This is a genomic window from Aquirufa salirivi (genome assembly GCF_045310485.1).
GTDB classification, from domain to species: domain Bacteria; phylum Bacteroidota; class Bacteroidia; order Cytophagales; family Spirosomataceae; genus Aquirufa; species Aquirufa salirivi.
Window position 1 is genome coordinate 135,377 of record NZ_JBEWZH010000004.1, and the last position, 20,209, is coordinate 155,585.

Genomic DNA, 20,209 nt, shown 5'->3' on the forward strand with positions numbered 1-20,209 from the left:
TGAGTAGTATAAATTTATAAAAATGTCTATCGATCAGGCAAACAAGCAATCTTTATCTGTTGTTATCGCGACCTTAGGGGGAGATAGCCTACAAGCCACGATTGATTCGTTGAATCAAAGTAGCATCAAGCCCGAGGAGATTATTATAGCAATCCCAGTAGGTTTTGAGGAAAGAGTAGCTACTATTAGTGCCGAAAATGTCCAAATTTTAGTCACTCAATCAAAAGGTCAGGTATCACAACGATGTGAAGGTTTTTCAGCTGCAAAGTATTATTTTATTTTGCAATGTGACGATGATATTCTCTTGGCTGAAAACTGTATAGAAGAGTTAATGGTAGCCTCCAATAGCATGGGCAATACATGTGCTTGTGCGTCTTCCTTGTTTTTTGTGAATTCGAATAAGTCCGTATATCAGCAAACAAATAAAGGATGGCTGACTCATGTATATTATGCACTTTTGAATGGACGGGAGGGATTTAAAGAAGGAGTAGTTACCAAAGCGGGCACAGAAATAGGGGTGGATACTTCCCAAAAAACAGGTCAAGACATTATTCCTGTAGAATGGTTACCTGGAGGATTAGTCTTGCATAGGAGAGAAAATCTTATTTTGAATAATTATTTTCCACATGTAGGAAAAGCTTATGGAGAAGATTTATATCATTCATTTGAGTTAAGGAAGCTAGGAATCTCTTTATACGTAGTCAAAGAAGCTCAGGCTTGGATAGATGATCCAAGAGATATGGAATTACCTTCCTTTTTTATGTTCTTTAAAAACCTGAAGAAAGATTTTGAAGCGCGTAAATATTATGTTCGAATGAGTCATAAGAGCCTATTCCGGACATATTTCTTTTATCTATTTATTTCATTATCCTTTGTTGTTAAAAAAGTAAAGCACTAGGCTACGAATGATTATTCTAAAAAATTAATGTTGAATACCAAAGTTTCATTTGTCACTAAGTTGTATATCTGGTCACTCATTTTTGAGTCACTTCTTTATTTTGTTTTGGGTAGTCAGCAAAACACGGGTATCAATACTTCGTTTGGCAGAATACTTCAAACAATTACTATTTTACTGCTTTCTGGCTATTTTATAAGTCGTATCGAGTTTAAACTGCCTAATCCTTTGACTGGGCATTTTAAGATGTTTACTTATTTATTTCTTTTTTCTATTTTATCTGCCATATTTGGAATCCTTACGGAAGGATATACCTTTCGATATGTGGGCAATTATAATGCTGGTTTTGCGACTTCTGCTATTGCTAAATTTTTACGATCAGCCTTCGTAAGACCCATTTTGGAATATGTGATTTACTTTTTTTACATCACGTATTTTGTAGTGATGCCATTTTACATGATTAAAACAGAAAAGGCGCTCTTCTACTTTTTTAAGATGTTTCGTCGCATGTTTATGATAGGTTTAGTCATAGGGCTTTTGGATTTGCTGACCAGTTTAGCAGGTTTTCAATTTTTGGCTAGGGATATGATGGATGTCGTTTATGTGGGATTTCGGTTCCATGGGTTTGCTGGAGAACCCAGAGATGCATTTGTCTATCTTTTTTATTCCTACTGTGTTTTTAATATAGAGTCTATTTATAAAACCGATCAATTACTTAGTAAAAAGTATAGTCTAGGAATTATTGGCCTCATGTTATTAACTCAGTCAGCTTCGGGTTTATTAGGGGTATTAATAGGAGGTATTTTGATTTTAGGAATGGTTTTCAGTAAAGTTTCCATCAAGCAGCTTATTTACGGGTTTCTGATGGCTATTTTAGTCATATCCTTTGTGGTAGTAGGAGTACTTAGTTCAGAAAGAATTATGTCCTATATTGAAGTAATCTCTTTGGTATATGAAGCTTTAGAAGAGGAACTCCCACCACCGCTGGTTTTTGTTGGTCAAATGAATAATATTTATCCCATTTGGGATATGTATGTCAAGGCGAAAAATTTCAATATTTTTCCTTTACTAGTTGGTTCTGGTTTTGGCAGTGCATCCGTAGCCAATAATAACTGGGGATACTTTCTTTGGAGTGAATTAATGAATCCTCACTCTCAAATTGTAAGAATATTATACGAAACAGGAATCATTGGGTTAGGATTATATATTGTTACCATTTTTAAACAAGCTAAAATCCATACAATCGGCTTATCTGACTCGAAGCGCAAGTTTTTTATGTATACCATGCTCTTGCTGATTGGTATGAGTTTGGCGCATCGAAGTACCACTATTTTTATTTACACGGGAATTTTGATTATGACCATGACGATGTATAGAAAGAAAATAGCTCTTTTAGCCAATCAAAACTTGAAAGAGAATTAATGGTTTCTAATAAAGTCATGGGCATCGATGCCTCCAATATTCGAGCAGGTGGGGGAGTTACTCACTTGATTGAGCTATTAAAAGCAGCTGAGCCAGCTCAGTTTGGAATAGGAAAATTCATCGTTTGGGGAGGCACCAAAACATTAGGCAGAATTGAAGATAGACCTTGGTTAGATAAAATACATCACCCCTATTTAGATAAAAGCCTTTTGCACCGTTTATACTGGGCCATTTTTATATTAAAAAAGGAAGTTGTAGCACAGAATATTGACTTATTATTTGTTCCAGGAGGGTCCGATGCCAGTAATTTTCAGCCTATGGTGACCATGAGTCAGAATTTATTGCCATTTGAATGGAAGGAGTTAAAGAGATACGGCTGGACATTTTCTACCTTAAAAGGTATATTGCTTCGCTTCGTACAAGGTGCGACCTTTAAAAAAGCACAAGGGGTCATTTTTATGACTCAATATGCCCAAGCTGCTACCATCAAGGTAACAGGAAAGTTAAATGGAGATCAGGTGGTGATTGGCCATGGTATAAATCCTATGTTTGATCATAGACCTACTGCTGAACGCTATCAGCATAGCTTTAGTCCAACGTCTCCTTGTAGATTATTATATGTGTCAGGTTTGGAACCTTATAAGCAGCAATGGTATGTAGCCGAAGCTGTCAATATATTGCATCAACAAGGTTATCCTATCTATTTAGACTTAGTGGGACCCATGGGTTTAGGGTATAAGCGATTAATGAATACCTTGGAGCGGCTAGATCCCAAGCAACAGTTTATGCGATTTCATGGTGCAGTTCCTTATGAAGAATTAAAACAAATGTATGCCACGGCTGATATCGGAGTATTTGCTTCTACTTGCGAAACCTTTGGTCAGATAGTAACAGAAGCAATGAGTGCCGGATTACCCATGGCTTGCTCCAATAGATCTGCTATGCCAGAAATATTGGAAGATTGTGGCATTTATTTCGACCCTGAAAACCCCATTGAAATAGCCGAAAGTTTGAAAGTTTTAATGGAGGACCCTACATTGAGATTTACTTATGCGGTCAATGCATATCAAAAGTCGAAGAATTTTACTTGGGGAAAATGTGCCAATCTGACATTAGGATTTTTAGAAAACCAATTAAAAAAATATTCAGCACAATCGTAAATAAATTAAGCCGAAAGGCAGATTTTAATCAAGAAATAAAGACAGTTTATTCGTATGGAAAATAAAATAAAAGTGATGACCGTAGTTGGGACACGTCCTGAAATCATCAAATTAAGTCGAGTTATTAGCGAACTCGACCGCTACACGCATCATATTTTAGTTCATACAGGTCAAAACTATGATTACGAATTAAATGAAATCTTTTTCGAGCAATTGGGCCTACGCAAGCCAGATTATTTTTTAAATGTAGCTGGGGCTTCGTTGGCAGAAACCATTGGGAATGTGATTGTCAAATCAGATGAAATCATAGAAAAAGAAAAGCCGGATGCTTTTTTATTGTATGGAGATACCAACAGTTGTTTATCGGTCATCTCTGCTAAAAGAAAAAAAGTGCCTATTTTTCACATGGAGGCAGGAAACCGCTGTTTTGATCAACGAGTTCCTGAAGAAATTAACCGTAAAATTGTGGATCATCTGAGTGATATCAATATGCCTTTGTCGGAGCATGCCCGCAATTATTTATTGGCAGAAGGTTTGGCTCCTGAAAAAGTGATTAAAACGGGTTCTCCCATGAAAGAAGTCTTGGCTTATCATGCAGAAGCCATTCAAAATTCTCCTGTATTGGAAAATGAAAACTTAAAAAAGGGGGATTACTTTATTGTCAGTACACACCGAGAGGAAAATGTGGATTCAGAAGTTAATTTTCAAAACTTATTAGCATCCTTAAACGCGATTGTTACCAAATACCAAAAGAAAGTGATTGTTTCTACCCATCCTCGGACCATGAAAAAATTGACGGAAATTGGATTTATCAATACCAATCCTTTGATTGAATTCATGAAGCCATTTGGGTTTTTAGATTACATAAAATTACAGATGAACGCTTTTTGCGTAATTTCAGATAGTGGAACCATCACAGAGGAGTCTTCTATTTTGCAATTTCCTGCCATTACCATTCGTCAAGCACATGAAAGACCAGAGGGAATGGATGAGGGTACATTGATCATGACAGGCTTAAATTCAGACCGAATTTTAGAATCCATTCATATTGTGGTGTCCCAATTTGAAGAAAATAATCAAGTTATTCATACGGTGAAAGATTATGAAGTGGATAACGTATCCAAAAAGGTACTACGAATCATCTTATCTTATACGGATTATATTAACCGTACCGTTTGGCATAAATAATGAATATGAAGAAAATAATTGTTTTAGGGTCATCGGGCATGTTAGGCCACATGGTATATTTCTATCTACGTGATTTAGGGAAGTATGAAGTTATCGATGTGTCGTATCAATCCAAATTAACAGATAAAAGTATTCTTTTAGATGCTTATAATAAGCAGGAGGTGGAAGAATTAATCGTTCGTGAGCGACCTGATATCGTAATCAATTGTGTGGGTATTTTGATTGGCGGAGCCAATTCTAATCCAAGCAATGCCATTTATTTAAATGCTTATTTCCCTAATCAGTTATCCAGTATCTTAGAAAAAACAGGAGGTAAACTCATCCATATTTCTACAGATTGTGTTTTTTCTGGCAAGCGAGGTTCTTATCAAGAGGACGATTTGCGTGATGCCGATGATACCTATGGTAAAAGCAAGGCGCTAGGAGAAGTGATTAATAGTCGAGATTTAACACTTAGAACCTCGATTATTGGTCCGGAATTAAAAGTACATGGAGTAGGTCTTTTTCATTGGTTTATGCAGCAGTCTGGCGAAATCAATGGCTATACGCGTGCTCTATGGAGCGGTGTAACGACACTGGAAATGGCCAAAGTTATCCATGAGGCCATCGAGCAGAATCTAGTTGGTTTAGCCCATGTAACCAATGGTGAAAAGATATCTAAGTTTGATTTACTCCAACTACTTAAGGATATTTGGAAACGAGAAGATTTAACAATAAAAGCGTTTAGTGATTATTTTGTAGATAAATCCTTAATTCCTTCCAAGCAATTGAATTATCAAGTGCCTTCCTACAAGAAAATGCTAGAGGACCAATGGAATTGGATGGAGACAAATCAATCCCTATATCAAAAATTTTACCCGATGTGATTTTTTATTTGAATAGTTTTAAAATATTATCATGAACCAAGAACAATTGAAAATTGTCGCACAGCAAAGTGCAAAAAAAATTAGTGAAGCAGAGACTGAAGTATCATTTTTTGATAAACCTTTTAAACATATAGTAATAGACAATTTCTTTAGCTCGGAGTTGGCAAATGACGTTTTGGAGAATTTTCCAGATATTACGAATGAGGCTTGGGAAAGAACGAATGACGAAGGAATTGAAATAAAATTAAGGTCAAAATGGGAATCTGAGTTTGATATTCCTTCTGGGGTTTTAGACGCAGTTCGAGTTCTTAATTCATCCTTAATGTTGAAGGCCATAGCTCAAAGATTTGATATTCCAAAACTTATGCCTGATCCATATTTTACTGGTGGGGGATTAAACGTTACCGTTCGAGGAGGTTTATTGGATGTACATGTAGATGGTAATTATCACGATGCATCGGGTTTAAATAGAAGGATTAATGCCATATTTTATTTGAATCCTGGTTGGCAAGATGGATGGGGAGGGGAGTTTGGTTTATATGATGAAACAGGAGATAATTTGGTAAAAAAAGTAGCTCCCTTATATAATCGATTAGTATTGTTTGATACCAATGATTTTAGTTTTCATGGATTACCAGATCCTTTGAATTTCCCAGAAGGCCAAGTTCGGAAGTCTGTTATTTTATATTATTATACGAAAGATCCACGCCCTTCAAATCAAATTGCAGTCGCAGAACCCCATTCAGCATTATGGAAGAAGAAAGGCGTTCTTGATAAAAGAGGTAACAAAACAAGAGATTTTCAGTAATAAAATATGAAAATCTTAGTTATTTCCCAGTATTTTTGGCCAGAGAATTTCCGCATCAATGATGTATGTCTTGGCTTAAAAGAGCGGGGACATGACGTTACCGTCCTGACTGGAAAGCCTAATTACCCCCAAGGAAAATATTTTGAGGGATATTCTTGGAATACAAAATCAGAAGAAATGTGGGAAGGTATTCCCATTCATCGATCTAATTTGTTTTTAAGGAGCCATGGGGGTGGGCTTAGATTATTCCTAAACTACTTTTCTTTTGCCTTCTTCGCCTCTTTCAAAGTATTGTCCTTGAGAGGGCCATTTGATCAAATATTTATATTTGCCCCTTCTCCTATTACCGTCGGTATCCCTGGTATAGTGGCTAAATATAGATTTAAAGCACCTAATTTTTTATGGGTTCAAGATTTGTGGCCAGAAAGTATTCGAATTGCAGGAGGAATTGAAAACAAATTTATTTTGGGAGTGATGGAATTCATGACCAAGTGGATTTACCAACATACTTTCAAACTGTTAATTCAATCACCTAGATTCAAGGATTATTTGTTGGGACAGCAGGTGCCGGAACAAAAAATTACCTATTACCCATTTTATGCTGAGGGATTTTATTCTCAAACAAATATTGAAATAGATCATTCCATAGATATTCCAGAAGGGTTTAAATTGGTTTTTGCGGGAAATATTGGAGAAGCACAGAGTTTTGATACGCTAATTCAAGCTGCGCATATGTTGAAAAATAAAGGGATACCCATTACCTGGTTGATCTTAGGAGATGGAAGACAAAAGGAATATGTGAAGTCAAAAATTGCCGAATTGTCCTTGGAAGATTCATTTTTACTGATGGGTTCCTTTAGCCCAAATAAAATGCCATATTTCTTTTCTAAAGCAGATGCATTGGTAGTGAGTTTGAAAAAAAGTGATATTTTTTCCATGACAATTCCTGGTAAGTTGCAATCTTATTTAGCTTGTGGCAGGCCTTTGATAGGTTCATTGGATGGAATAGGACATGAGATCATTCAAGCATCCCAATCAGGGTTTTCTGCAGGAGCGGAAGACCCTGAAGGCTTAGTAGAAGCTATTTTAAAACTATATCATTTATCTGCCGAAGAAAAAGATGAATTGGGGAGAAATGGACGACGCTATTTTGAGTCTGAATTTGAAAGAGAACTTCTGCTAACTAAGCTTGAACAAATTTTGCAAAATGCATAAGTCGATATTGATTTCTGGTAGTAGCGGATTTGTGGGGAAAAATTTGTCAGCAAGTTTATTAGCAAATAGTTATCTAGTACAAAACCTGCCTAGAAAGGATTTACATTCAATCAATCTACCAATAGAATTAGATGTACTGATTCATTTGGCCGGGAAAGCACATGATTTAAAAAACGTTAGCGACCCAAGCGAATATTATGCTGTTAATACGGAATTGACCAAGCAGATTTTTGATGCATTTTTAAAATCAACAGCATCAACTTTTATTTTCATGAGCTCAGTTAAGGCATCTGCAGATACGGTAGTAGGGACTTTAACGGAACACGTGCATCCAAATCCACAAACGCATTACGGTAAAAGTAAGCTTTTAGCAGAAGAATATATACTAAGCCAACCCATCCCTGAAGGTAAAAGGGTGTACATACTTCGACCCTGCATGATTCATGGCCCGGGTAACAAAGGCAATTTAAATTTGCTTTATGAGGTAGTTCGTCGAGGAATTCCTTGGCCTTTAGGCGCATTTAGTAACCACCGTTCTTTTTGTAGTATAGACAATTTAGTATTTGTCATCCAAGAATTAATTTCAAGGAAGGAAATTCCATCTGGTATATATCAAGTAGCTGATGATGAGGCGTTTTCAACCAATGAGTTAATACAGTTAATGGCCAAATCAGTTGGGAAGAAAGCTGTTATTTGGAATTTACCCCAATTATGGATTAAAGGAATGGCTCGATTGGGCGATTGGATACATTTGCCTTTAAATTCCGAAAGATTAACCAAATTAACGGAGAGCTATGTTGTTAGTAATGAAAAAATAACGCAAGCTATTGGAAAAAAAATGCCATTAAACTCTCGAGATGGCATTTTAAAAACACTCTCCTCTTTTTTGCAATCATCAAAATAGCTTAGCCTACAGGTTAGCGCTTAGCTTTCATCGAGTGTATTCTTCACTCAACTGCCTTCATTCGTTTCTAATAGAAGGTTATTCTTAAAAATTAAGACTTCATTACAAAGATATTTCATTTCTTAGGATAGAATTATGAGCATTTTCTATTACTTTGAAGAATGGGCTATTTTTGGGTGAATATTTTGCAAGTCAAAACAAAATATATACCCCATTGGCCTCGATTAAACATATTTTAAACATTTATGCCTAGTTTTGTACGAATAAATAGTCTTTATGGAATATAAAAATTGGTTGATTGCACAAATAGCCTCAGAGGCGTCTATTTCGGAAAAGGAGGTTGATTGCGATGCTACATTCGAGCAATTTAAATTGGATTCCTTAGCCATTGTTTCCATTTCTTTTGAAATGGAAAGCCAATTTCAGTTGGAAAATGTCGATCCTTCCTTATTTTCGGAGTATAATACTATCAATAAGCTCTGTGTATGGTTGGAGAGTCAACAGTAAAATGGAATCCATTTGCTCCTGAATATTTTAAAGATCCTTATCCTATTTATGCGCTAAGTAGACAGCATAACCCTATCCAGAAAGACAGTTTTGGGAATATTTTGTTGTTTAGATATCGTGATGTTGCGCCCATCTTAGATTCGACAGACTTTGAGGTGAGTAGTTTGGCCACATATTTCGAAAGTAAAGAAAGTTATATATTTAAAAATAGTTCAACTTGCCCTTTTTTAGCCAAAACTACCAGTAAATGGCTGATGTATTTGAATGGAGACATTCATCGGAAGTTGAGAATTGCCTTGGGTAAAGTATTATTCAGCTATGATTTTGATCGTTTAATTCAGGAGGCTGTACATGATTGCATCAGCCATTTTGAAGATGATAAGGAATTAGATATTGTCGATTTTTCTAAATACTTCATCTTTCATATTTTAAAACAGTTTATTGGATTAAAGGATTTTGTAAGTCTGGAGAAAGTTTTTGAATATTCTAATTTGGCGGCAAGAAGTCAAGATATATTTGTTTCCAAACACATGTATCTTAAAATGAATGAATGTTTTATCGAGGGGAAAGGGCTATTTGCAGAGTCAAATTTTAAGTCCAATTTGATCAAAGAATTGGATGGATTTGAATTTGAAGAGGATGATTATTATTCCATTTTGGCGTTGACATTAATGGCATTTTTTGAAACATCTAAAGACAATTTATCCTATTCACTGTATAATGTTTTGTCAAAACCAAGTTTGGTAAAATATATATTGGAAGCTGACGCTAAGCAAATCAAGTGGATAACGGAGGAGCTTATACGTTTCAATTCGCCACTTCAATTTACAGTAAGAATTAGTAAAAAGGAGGTGACTTTACATGGATTAGTGTACCCTAAAGGCTCGCGATTTATTTTGGGAATAGCTAGTGCCAACCGTGATGAGGAAATATTTGATTCGCCAGATGAAATTATACCAAATAGGCAGGTTAATCCACATCTTGCTTTTGGGGCAGGAATGCACTTATGTTTAGGAGCGTTGATTGCTAGGAAAGAAATGGAATTTGGACTTAAACCTATGGTAGCATTTCTTCAAAATTTTACTATTGATACCATGCAGCCTTTGCATTGGGGGAATCAAATATTTATGAGGACTTTAGAACGCGCCATGCTTAAAAAGAATTAGTATGGCACAAATTGGACTATTTTCTAGTGCATTCTTTACTCTTTTAGCTATCATTTTTTGCTTTATTTTTCGTAGACAAGCTTGGATTGCTCTACTATGTAGTTCCTTGCTGACTTTAGGGTTATTTATGCCAGTAAGCTTTGGTGTCCTCTTGGTAGGGACCACCATTACCTATTTTTTGGGGAATAAAAGTCAGAATTCTTCTAAGATTGGAGTCGGTATAGGGATTTTATTAGGAGCTTTAGTTTCTTATAAATTGAGGGAAATATGGATGGATTCAAGGAGTCTATCTTTGGATGATTTTTGGAATGAGGATAAACCTTGGCAAATTATTGGCTTGAGTTTTTTTGTTTTTAATGCCATTAGTTATTTGATGGATATTAAAAGAGGGTATATTAAATCGACGGATTCAATTTTTAAATTGGCGGCCTATTTACTCTATTTTCCCACTTTGTATGCAGGTCCCTTGCATCGGTTCAACTACCTAAACGAACAATTTGATCAAGCTAAAATCACTAAAAAGTCTTTTAATAATGGCATGAGATTAATTTTATGGGGGCTATTCAAAAATTTTGTGGTGGCTCAGCGATTGAATCAATTACAAATAGAACTCAGGCAAAGTGATATTGGGGGATGGTGGACTTTATTAATAGGATTTATATTCTTCTTCTATCTGTATTTTAGCTTTAGCTCATTTGTAGATTTTTTTCAAGGGGTATCTGAAATTTTCAATGTTCGCTTAAAAGACAATTTTCATAAGAGAGTCTATCTATCTAGGAATCGACATGAGTTCTGGAGGGGTTGGCATATTACCTTAAATGAATGGTTTCGAGATTATTTTTTTTATTGGCAAATGAAGTTCAAGTTCTGGAGAGATAAGCCCTATATACTCTTGTTGTTGACATATTTGTTGATTGGTATATGGCATGGAATCACGGTGAAGTTTTTTATTTGGGGCTTCTTGAATGCATGTTGGATTTTATTGGAAAAGCGGTGGAAAATTCCTGAAAGAATGGAGAAAAATAACAGTTATAAATTCTTAGAAATAGGTTACCATTTGCTGATATGTTCGTTGCTTGCTCTGGTATTCATATTTCCTTCATTAGAAGGTTTATTCATAAGAATTGGCAAGCCTAATTTCTTGCCGATGGATGTTTTTTTGTTTCAAAAGCGTAATGTGGTTATTATTTTGGCCATGTGTTTCATGGTGGACCAATATCATCGTTGGTCGAAAGATCTTAGGATGGATGCGTATTTTGAATCTTTGCCTTCATGGAAACGCAGGTTGCTGTATTTACCTTTGATTTTAAGTATTATTTTCTTTGGTGTTTTTATGAAAGGGATGGATAATTACTATTTAAAATTTTAAAATGAAAGAAATTTTAAAATGGATAGCTTGGGTTTTGTTTTTTGTTGCCGTACAAGAACTGGTTGAAAGGCATACCATGCCAAAAGATGAAAAGTATGAAGCTAGCTTACAAGCTAGTTTATCCAAAATAAATGAAAAGTCGAGTACACTATTTTTTTTAGGTTCTAGTAGAATAATGAAGAGTGTGAATCCCAAGGTATTAAATGATTCATTGTCAGGTTGGGAAACGATAAATTTTGGAATGTCGGGCAATAGTTTAGCTCAAAACCTGTTTTTCGCTCAATTTTTGAGTAAAATGCCGGGGAAAAAAGTGCTTTTTATTGAATTGACCAAATTTAAATCCGAAATGCCCATATCATTCACCTACACGGCTAAGGTTTTAGGCTTTCCTGATTTCCCATTTTCTTATTATCAATACATCCATGTAAATCAAGATTTCAGGACGAAATTTGAAAATACCGAAAAGGTGTTTTGGGATTGGATTACCAAACAACAAATGGGGGTCAAGGGATTAATCTCTGGAGAGATAGATCAAAGTTATAAAATCATAGGATATACCCCTATTTATGAATCTAATTATCCTCACCATGATTCATTTATAACTCGGCAGGATCTTGTAACTTATTCTAAGGGTAAAGTGGATATAGAAATATGGAATCGAATAGAAGAGATTATAAAATTGCAAGTAAAGGGGAATCTCAAAGTGGTGTTTTTGATGCCTTTGAATTATAAAAGTAAAGATGAATTAGCTTTACAGATACCGATCTATTCGACACTTCCGTCTAGTTTGAAATGGGAATATGATGATTTATTTCTGAAGGAAATAAAAAAAGCCAACTATTTAGAAGATAGAAACCATTTAAACTACCAAGGATCGCTCATTTACTCCCAAGGTTTAGTCAACTACATCAAAGCCAACGAAAAGAACTGGCAGTAAGATTTATTGTAAACGATACTTCATCCCCAACATTCCTCCTACGGTATTTTTGGTACGATCTCCTTGGTCTACCGCTATTTGTAAAGAAAGTCCTAGTTTCTTATTCAGTTGTTTTTGTAGGTTCAGTGAAGCCGAAAATTGCTTTAGGTAGCTTTCTGGATTATTAGCTGGGATTACGGGATAATCATAGGATGTAGAGGAAAGTCTGGCCATCCAATGAATTTGTTGCGGTAATGTTCCACGAATACCTACATATATGGATCTCAGGGCATTATAAGCAAAGGAAAGACCTCCACCTTGTTGACTTTCCTTGTCCATGATAATCAATGGAGTCCCAATCCCTCTTCCCTGGTAAATCCATCCGTCACGCCCACGAACATTCAAATAATTCACGATATTGGGATAATCATGATCTTGTTTATTCAATAAGCTACCCAAAATACTCTGATAAGTACCTTGGTTGCCAGTATATAGGTATTCCAAACTGATACCCTCAATGATGTTGGGCTCTTTTATTGTCAGCGAAAGGCCAGTCAGCCCATCATTAATGGTGTTCAATGACCAAATTCGGTCTGATTCATAAGGGTTTTGTCGATAAAGCAGTACCGCTATCTGGTCGTTTTGGAAACGAAAACCTATGTCTAAACTCCCCAAGTGGTTTCCGTATTTATTGTTCTCGTCATCATCCGGTAAAATACCTTCTCCGGCACCTAAAAGCACTTGGGTAAAGGCATTGAAATCGGATGGGTAAGTATCGTAAAAGCCCCCTTTAGGGTCGCGTCTTCTTCCACCCCATTGTGCCTGATGGTTATAGCCTAAGAATATATTGAATGTAGAACTAGGTTGGCCAAAACGAAAATAAAGCGATTTTTGATGTAAATAGGAATTCTCCATGGCTCCTTGATTATCGAACCAACCATGGGCTAATTGGAAATTGATTCCCACCCAATCATGGAGCACATTGACATAATTTCGAGTGCCTACATGAACTTTAGGTAAGGGAAGGGCATTGCCTGACCCAATGAAAAAACCTCCCGTCATGGTGGTGTCACCTAAGCCAATTACTTCCCTTCTGGCACCTCCCCATAATTCAAAAGCCCCTTTTTTAAGTCCAAGGTATGCTTCTGACAATAAAAACTTGGAATCTTTACCTAACCATCCTGTTCCTTCAACCTGATAAGTCCAATCAAGGTCTTTTTTCGGATTGTACCATTTACCAGTTTTAACACGTATTATTCCAGTTGAATTTTCCACTGGAACCGTACCATATTGTAAACTTCTGGTCCAGAAAGGATTCGTGCCACTGGAGGAGCCAACGGCTAGAATATCCATAGACGTGTGTCTTAGGGTATCTTTGACTAATGGAGGACTTGAAAGACCAATAAAAGAACTAAGTAGTAGAGAAAGAAGCATGTATATAACGGATTGATATAGATAGAGAATGAGTAATCTATACGGTTAATTTACTAATATGCCCGAACAAATGAACATCTTCTTTTTATAATTTATTTAACGCAGCATTTAAATCTTCCCATAAATCGTCCACATGCTCTAAACCGATGGAAAGACGTAATAAATTCCCGGGTGTACTACTTTGTGGGCCCTCGATGGACTTACGATGCTCGATTAAACTTTCCACTCCCCCCAAACTAGTAGCCTGTTGGAATAAAGTTAAGGTAGAAGCGAACTTTTGGGTGGCATTTTCCGAAGCTTTTAATTGAATAGCAATCATGCCACTTTGTCCGAATGGCATTTGCGTTAAGGCTAAGTGGTACTGAGGATGACTAGGTAGCCCAGGGTAGTGAACTTTTTCAATAGCAGGATGCCCTTCCAGCTTTTCTGCCAAAATGGCGGCATTTTTACTGTGTTCTTTCATCCTCAAAGGCAATGTTTTTAAGCCACGTGCAAGTAGGTAACAATCCAGTGGATTGGGCGTAGCGCCCATTAATATCTGAACTCGCTGGATTCTATGTGCCCATGCATCATCATCTTTGAGAATAAGGGCGCCACCTAATATGTCAGAATGGCCGCCGATGTACTTGGTGGTTGCATGCATCACAATATCGGCTCCAAGGGCAATTGGGGACTGTAAAATGGGGCTAGCTAAGGTATTGTCGACTCCTACTTTTATACCTAATTTACTGGCGATTTGGCAGATTCCGGCAATATCACTTATACTTAGCATGGGATTGGCTGGCGACTCCACCCAAATTAGTTTTGTGTTGGATTGGATAGCACGTTGAACGGCTTCTAGATCTGTCATGTCCACTTGGGAGACTTGCAAACCCCAAGGACCCAAGATTTCTTCAGCTAATTTATAGCTCGCATAATAACCTACAGAAGGCATGAGTACATGATCTCCCGATTGTAGGCATTGGAATACGGCATTGACAGCCGCTAAACCTGATCCAAAGGTAAATGCCTTGGCTCCACCTTCTAAAGCGGCAAGCGCTTTTTCTAGTACGTCTCGATTCGGGCTTGAATTTCTAGCATACATGTGTCCTTTGGGGTAGGTTCCGTCTTCTGATCGCTCAAAAGTGGTACTTAGAAAGATTGGAGCTGCTATGGATGCCGCTGTTTCATCAATCAGGTTCGTACTGTGTATGGCTAGTGTTTCTTTTTTCATTTATATTGAAATTCTACATTCTTCATTCTACATTCAATATCCCTAATCACTTATTTGTGTTTCTTTCTAAGTTCGAAATTCTTACCCAGATACAATCGACGAACTTGTTCATCATCGGCTAATTCTTGAGGAGTGCCTGCTTTTAGAATTCTCCCTTCAAATAATAAATAGGCACGGTCTGTTATGGAAAGAGTTTCATCTACATTATGATCGGTAATTAAGATACCAATGTTGCGGTATTTTAATTTGGCTACAATACTTTGTATTTCTTCTACGGCGATGGGGTCTACACCAGCAAAGGGTTCATCCAAAAGGATAAATTTGGGGTCTACAGCCAAGGCCCTAGCTATTTCTGTTCGCCTACGTTCTCCGCCAGAAAGCACTTGCCCTAGGCTTTTTCGAACATGTGTTAAAGAAAACTCTTCCAAGAGTAATTCTGTTTTCTCTTTTTGTTCAGCTTTGGTCAAATTGGTCATTTCGAGCACAGCCAAAATATTTTCCTCGACGGTCAATGTTCTGAAAACAGATGCTTCTTGCGCCAAATATCCAATTCCTAACCTAGCCCGCTTGTACATGGGTAGGTGGGTCACATCTAAATCATCTAACCAAACTTTCCCTTCATTAGGCTTGACTAAGCCTGTGGCGATGTAAAAAGAGGTTGTTTTTCCTGCACCATTAGGTCCTAGAAGTCCAACAATTTCTCCTTGGGCAACCTGATAGCTAATGTGGTCATTGACCAATCGTTGGCCATATTTTTTTACCAGGTTTTCTGTTCTTAGGATCATATTTCAAAAATAGGGAAAAGAGTTGGGGTCAGCAAGTAGAAAGCTTATTCCAAGCTTTTTCCATTTTTTTTATTTGGGGAATTGCCATTTTTAAAAAATATTCCTACTTTTGCAATCCCGAAAGCAATCGGGCAATTGAGGTGGAGTAGCTCAGTTGGTAGAGCATCGGACTGAAAATCCGTGTGTCCCCGGTTCGAGTCCGGGCTCTACCACTTCAATTTTAGAAAGACCCTGACGAAAGTTAGGGTCTTTCTTTTTATCCAATATTAGGCTAGATTTGTTAATCATATGAATCTGTTCAGGTTTGGATTTAGATTTGTCAACTTTTTAAAAGTTGACAAATCTAAGTTGACAAATCTAAGTAAACTGATTTTAACCTAGCTTAATAACCTATGAAAATGAGTCGTCGGGATTTACTGAAAGCATCAGGCACTACTGCAGGAATGGCGCTTGTTCCTCAGCTTTCAACAGCCCAAAATACCCCATCTAAAAACACATTTCGATTAAGTTTGAACCTAAGTACCATCATGGGCCAAAACTTAGGATTCATTAAAGAATTGGAAGTGGCTTCTCAGGCTGGTTTCAGGTCAGTTGAAATTTGGATGCCCACTTTAGAGAAATATTTAGCCTCTGGAGGGACCATTTCAGATGCAAAAAAACGCATTTCAGATTTAGGTTTAAGCATTGAAAATTGCATCGGATTTGCTCAATGGATTGTAGATGACAATACCACGCGGACCAAGGGCATAGAGCAACTAAAACGTGAAATGGGTTTATTAGCAGAATTAGGCTGTAAACGTACTGCCGCACCTCCTATGGGTGCCACAACTATGCCAGGATTGAATTTAAAAGCCGCTGCAGAACGTTACAGAACCATCTTAGAATTAGGGGAACAAATGAATGTTATTCCTCAATTGGAGATGTGGGGACATTCAAAAAATTTGCACCGTGTGGCTGATGTGCTTTTTGTTGCAGCAGAAAGTGGACATGCCAAGGCACGTTTATTATTGGATGTATTCCATATTTATAAAGGTGGTTCTAGTCATGAAAGTCTTCATTTGGTAGGAGAAAATTCTATCGAAATTTTTCATATCAACGATTATGTGACGAGCCTCAAACCAGAACAAATAAAAGACGCGGATCGAATATACGCTGGCGATGGAGAAGCTCCCATAGATAAAATCGTACATGCATTAAAACCAAGTGCCCAACCTGTAGTACTTTCCTTAGAATTATTCAATAAACAATTGTATGCTCAAGACCCCTTGGTCGTAGCTAAAACAGGTTTAGAAAAGATGAAAGCAGTGGTTAAACGAGTAAATGCTCAATATAAAGTATAAATTAATTCATGAAAAAATTCAGTTTACTGTTAGCGCTATTTAGTGGAATATCATTTATTCATTTAGCCGCAGAACCAGCTACTAAATCCTCAGTCAAGAAGTTAAAACTTTGGTATAATAAGCCTGCACAATATTTTGAAGAAGCACTAGTTCTGGGGAATGGTCGGATTGGAGCCACTGTTTATGGGGGTACAGATACGGATAAAATTCATTTGAATGATATCACGCTTTGGTCAGGAGAGCCGATGGATCCTTACATGAATCCTCAAGCCTATAAGAACTTACCTGCAGTTCGAGAAGCCCTCAAACAAGAAAATTACAAATTGGCAGATTCTTTGGTCAAAAAACTTCAAGGTAAGTTTTCGGAATCTTATGCGCCACTGGGCGACTTATACATTGATTTTAAAGCCAGTCTGGTAAAGAATTATTACCGAGAATTAGATTTGGAGAAGGCCATAGCCTCTGTCAAATATGATGCTGGTGATCAAACCATTTCAAAAGAATACTTTGTTTCTTATCCAGACAAAATCCTAGTCATTCACCTGAAAAGTTCTCAAGCCAAAGGCCTCAATTTTAGTGTCAGATTTGGTTCTAAATTAAGGTATAAATCAAAATCTACCATCAATCACCTACACTTTCAAGGAGTAGCTCCCGTACGTGCAGATCCTAATTACGTTAGGAAAGAAGGTAATCCGATTATTTTCAAAGATAATCAAGGTACTCGCTTCTCAGCAGATGTATTATTACAATCTACGGATGGTCAAGTCGGTAGAACAGATAGTACGGTAAGTCTTTCCAACGCCACAGAGGCAACCATTTTAGTTTCATTAGCCACAAGTTTTAATGGATTTGATAAAAATCCTCAAAGCCAAGGTCTAAATGATGATGCCATTGCCCAAGAACAATTGCAAGTAGCAAGTCGCAAAACAGTCGTTGAAATGCGAGCTAGACATATCCAGGATTACCAACAGTATTTCAATAGGGTGAATCTTCGTTTAGGAGGGGAACAAGCTCCTGAATTACCTACGGATGATCGTTTAAGAAGGTATGCCAAAGGAGAAAAAGACCCTTATTTAGAAACTTTATATTTCCAATTTGGTCGATACTTATTGATTTCAAGTTCGAGAACCTTGGGTGTACCAGCCAATTTACAAGGTCTTTGGAATCCACATATTCGACCACCATGGAGTAGTAATTACACCATGAACATCAATGCGGAAGAAAACTATTGGCTAGCAGAGAATACCAATTTGTCGGAAATGCATACCCCTTTCTTAAGCTTCATTGAAAATTTAGAGAAAACGGGAAAAATTACTGCGAAGACCTTTTATAATGCTCCAGGCTGGACAGTACATCATAATTCGGACATTTGGGCTATGACAAATCCCGTGGGGGACTTTGGAAATGGTTCACCAAGCTGGGCCAACTGGTACATGGGTGGTGCTTGGGCTGCAAGCCATTTATGGGAACATTACAGTTTTACCAAGGATGATAAATTCTTGAAGGAAAAGGCTTATCCATTAATGAAAGGTGCAGCGGAGTTTTGTTTGGCGATGTTAATCCCTGACAAACATGGAAATTTGATCACTTCTCCTTCAACCTCTCCAGAAAATAGATTCATAACACCTACTGGCTATCAAGGAGAAACAGCTTATGGTGGAGCTGCTGATTTGGCCATGATTCGGGAGCTATTTCAAGATCTCATTGAAGCCGATAAAATACTAAAACAGGATCCTTCCTTTAGCCAGCAGCTACAAGAGGCCTTGAAAAAGTTATATCCGTATCAAGTGGGTAAAAATGGGAATTTACAAGAATGGTATTTTGATTGGGAAGATGTAGAACCAACTCACCGCCATCAAAGTCATTTGTTTGGTTTGTTTCCCGGCACTCATTTGACAGTGGAAAACACACCTGCCTTGACGAATGCAGCCAAAAGAACCTTGGAAATCAAAGGGGATGAAACTACAGGATGGTCTAAAGGCTGGAGAATCAATTTATGGGCAAGATTAAAGGACGGAAATCATGCTTACAAAATGTATCGTGAATTATTGAAATATGTCGAACCCGATGGCGTAAAGATTGAATACCGTCGCGGCGGAGGGACATATCCTAATTTATTTGATGCACATCCGCCATTTCAAATTGACGGAAATTTTGGTGGTGCAGCTGCCGTAGCCGAGATGTTAGTACAATCTGATATGAGTAAAATTTATTTACTTCCTGCTATCTCAGATGACTGGAAAGTAGAAGGAGAAGTAAAAGGGCTCAAAGCAAGAGGTGGATTTGAGATTGATATGGCTTGGAAAAATGGAAAGGTTGTTCAATTGTACATCAAAGGCGTTCCTGGCGGGAAGACCAAGTTATTTGTGAATGGTACCTCCAAAGAAATACAAATTGCTAAGGGGAAGAAAGTGAGAATCCTGTAGGGAATGAAGAATGTAGAATTTTTGATGTCTTGTCCTGAAATCGGTTGACTTTGAGCTTATTAAAAACTGCACTAAAACCTACTTGGTATTTCTTTTTTTTGATAAAAAAAGAAACAAAAAAAACAGAAGAAATACGGTTAATCCTAAGACGAATTCCGCTAAGCGGAACCGATGTACACTACACATTCGACTGTTAAAACGTAGAATCCAAAAATAGATACAACGGTCAACGTCATTCAGGCATTCATCATTTATAATTCCCTTCGGTCAGCACGAGCGAAAGATGATGAACGAAGCGGTAGACGAGTTTTTGACCTAAGCAAAGGCGATGCGTGTCGGCGTCAAAAATATAGGCGATAGCGTAGTGAATCACGGTTTCGCGAAGCGAAATTCGCCTTTGATGACCGACAAGAAAAGAAGTTTTTTTGTTTCTTTTTTTGAAAAAAAAGAAATACCGTAAAATTGGATTTTAAGTGATGTTATTTATGGGCTGATTCAAATTACAATAATCATACCATTTACTATGGCCTTTAATTTTTATAAAATGAAAGCCTTTGGAGGTTTTGAAACTACTAAATTTTATTTGCAATGAACC

The 20,209-nt window shown here is 37.1% G+C and carries 17 protein-coding genes and 1 tRNA gene; 15 read left to right on the top strand and 3 right to left on the bottom strand.

Features of this window, described 5'->3' with window-relative positions:
• Window positions 1-22: 22 nt before the first annotated feature.
• The 12 genes from U0R11_RS06690 to U0R11_RS06745 all read left to right on the top strand — a co-directional run bounded on the left by U0R11_RS06690 (window position 23) and on the right by U0R11_RS06745 (window position 12,437).
• On the top strand, window positions 23-898 hold the full coding sequence (locus U0R11_RS06690) for a glycosyltransferase family 2 protein (RefSeq protein WP_406750786.1): 876 nt from the start codon (window positions 23-25) through the stop codon (window positions 896-898).
• A gap of 30 nt (window positions 899-928) precedes the next feature.
• On the top strand, window positions 929-2,317 hold the full coding sequence (locus U0R11_RS06695) for a hypothetical protein (RefSeq protein ID WP_406750788.1): 1,389 nt from the start codon (window positions 929-931) through the stop codon (window positions 2,315-2,317).
• The gene (locus tag U0R11_RS06700; RefSeq protein ID WP_406750789.1) at window positions 2,317-3,477 is read left to right on the top strand and encodes a glycosyltransferase family 4 protein; all 1,161 of its coding nucleotides are present in this window, start codon (window positions 2,317-2,319) and stop codon (window positions 3,475-3,477) included. Before U0R11_RS06695 ends, U0R11_RS06700 begins: the two co-directional genes overlap by 1 nt.
• A 54-nt stretch (window positions 3,478-3,531) precedes the next feature.
• The gene (gene wecB / locus U0R11_RS06705) at window positions 3,532-4,665 is read left to right on the top strand and encodes a non-hydrolyzing UDP-N-acetylglucosamine 2-epimerase (protein WP_406750791.1); all 1,134 of its coding nucleotides are present in this window, start codon (window positions 3,532-3,534) and stop codon (window positions 4,663-4,665) included.
• Window positions 4,666-4,670: 5 nt separating this feature from the next.
• Window positions 4,671-5,531: a dTDP-4-dehydrorhamnose reductase family protein gene (locus tag U0R11_RS06710; protein WP_406750793.1), complete on the top strand. Its 861-nt coding sequence runs from the start codon at window positions 4,671-4,673 to the stop codon at window positions 5,529-5,531.
• Window positions 5,532-5,562: 31 nt separating this feature from the next.
• Complete coding sequence (locus U0R11_RS06715) at window positions 5,563-6,339, top strand: 2OG-Fe(II) oxygenase (protein ID WP_406750795.1); 777 nt, start codon at window positions 5,563-5,565, stop codon at window positions 6,337-6,339.
• A gap of 6 nt (window positions 6,340-6,345) precedes the next feature.
• The gene (locus U0R11_RS06720; RefSeq protein WP_406750797.1) at window positions 6,346-7,554 is read left to right on the top strand and encodes a glycosyltransferase family 4 protein; all 1,209 of its coding nucleotides are present in this window, start codon (window positions 6,346-6,348) and stop codon (window positions 7,552-7,554) included.
• The gene (locus U0R11_RS06725; protein ID WP_406750799.1) at window positions 7,547-8,458 is read left to right on the top strand and encodes an NAD-dependent epimerase/dehydratase family protein; all 912 of its coding nucleotides are present in this window, start codon (window positions 7,547-7,549) and stop codon (window positions 8,456-8,458) included. Before U0R11_RS06720 ends, U0R11_RS06725 begins: the two co-directional genes overlap by 8 nt.
• A gap of 276 nt (window positions 8,459-8,734) precedes the next feature.
• A complete protein-coding gene (locus U0R11_RS06730; protein ID WP_406750800.1) occupies window positions 8,735-8,965 on the top strand; it encodes a phosphopantetheine-binding protein in 231 nt (76 codons plus the stop codon).
• Complete coding sequence (locus U0R11_RS06735; RefSeq protein ID WP_406750802.1) at window positions 8,944-10,131, top strand: cytochrome P450; 1,188 nt, start codon at window positions 8,944-8,946, stop codon at window positions 10,129-10,131. Before U0R11_RS06730 ends, U0R11_RS06735 begins: the two co-directional genes overlap by 22 nt.
• Window position 10,132: 1 nt before the next feature.
• On the top strand, window positions 10,133-11,500 hold the full coding sequence (locus U0R11_RS06740) for an MBOAT family O-acyltransferase (RefSeq protein ID WP_406750804.1): 1,368 nt from the start codon (window positions 10,133-10,135) through the stop codon (window positions 11,498-11,500).
• 1 nt (window position 11,501) lies between these two features.
• Window positions 11,502-12,437, top strand: a complete 936-nt coding sequence (locus tag U0R11_RS06745; RefSeq protein WP_406750806.1) for a hypothetical protein — start codon at window positions 11,502-11,504, stop codon at window positions 12,435-12,437.
• A gap of 3 nt (window positions 12,438-12,440) precedes the next feature.
• On the opposite strand, the gene U0R11_RS06750 is transcribed toward U0R11_RS06745, so the two are convergent.
• From U0R11_RS06750 to lptB, 3 genes are all read right to left on the bottom strand, one after another.
• Window positions 12,441-13,850, bottom strand: coding sequence for a capsule assembly Wzi family protein (locus U0R11_RS06750; RefSeq protein WP_406750807.1), 1,410 nt, complete (start codon window positions 13,848-13,850; stop codon window positions 12,441-12,443).
• 85 nt (window positions 13,851-13,935) lie between these two features.
• Window positions 13,936-15,063: a trans-sulfuration enzyme family protein gene (locus tag U0R11_RS06755; protein ID WP_406750809.1), complete on the bottom strand. Its 1,128-nt coding sequence runs from the start codon at window positions 15,061-15,063 to the stop codon at window positions 13,936-13,938.
• Between the two features lie 50 nt (window positions 15,064-15,113).
• A complete protein-coding gene (gene lptB, locus U0R11_RS06760) occupies window positions 15,114-15,848 on the bottom strand; it encodes an LPS export ABC transporter ATP-binding protein (RefSeq protein WP_406750811.1) in 735 nt (244 codons plus the stop codon).
• Between the two features lie 139 nt (window positions 15,849-15,987).
• On the opposite strand from lptB, the gene U0R11_RS06765 reads away from it, so the two are divergent.
• The 3 genes from U0R11_RS06765 to U0R11_RS06775 all read left to right on the top strand — a co-directional run bounded on the left by U0R11_RS06765 (window position 15,988) and on the right by U0R11_RS06775 (window position 19,614).
• Window positions 15,988-16,060, top strand: a tRNA-Phe gene (locus tag U0R11_RS06765).
• 180 nt (window positions 16,061-16,240) lie between these two features.
• Window positions 16,241-17,188 (top strand): sugar phosphate isomerase/epimerase family protein, encoded by a 948-nt coding sequence (locus tag U0R11_RS06770; protein WP_406750813.1) that lies wholly within the window; start codon window positions 16,241-16,243, stop codon window positions 17,186-17,188.
• Window positions 17,189-17,196: 8 nt separating this feature from the next.
• Window positions 17,197-19,614, top strand: a complete 2,418-nt coding sequence (locus U0R11_RS06775; protein ID WP_406750816.1) for a glycoside hydrolase family 95 protein — start codon at window positions 17,197-17,199, stop codon at window positions 19,612-19,614.
• Window positions 19,615-20,209: the final 595 nt, after the last annotated feature.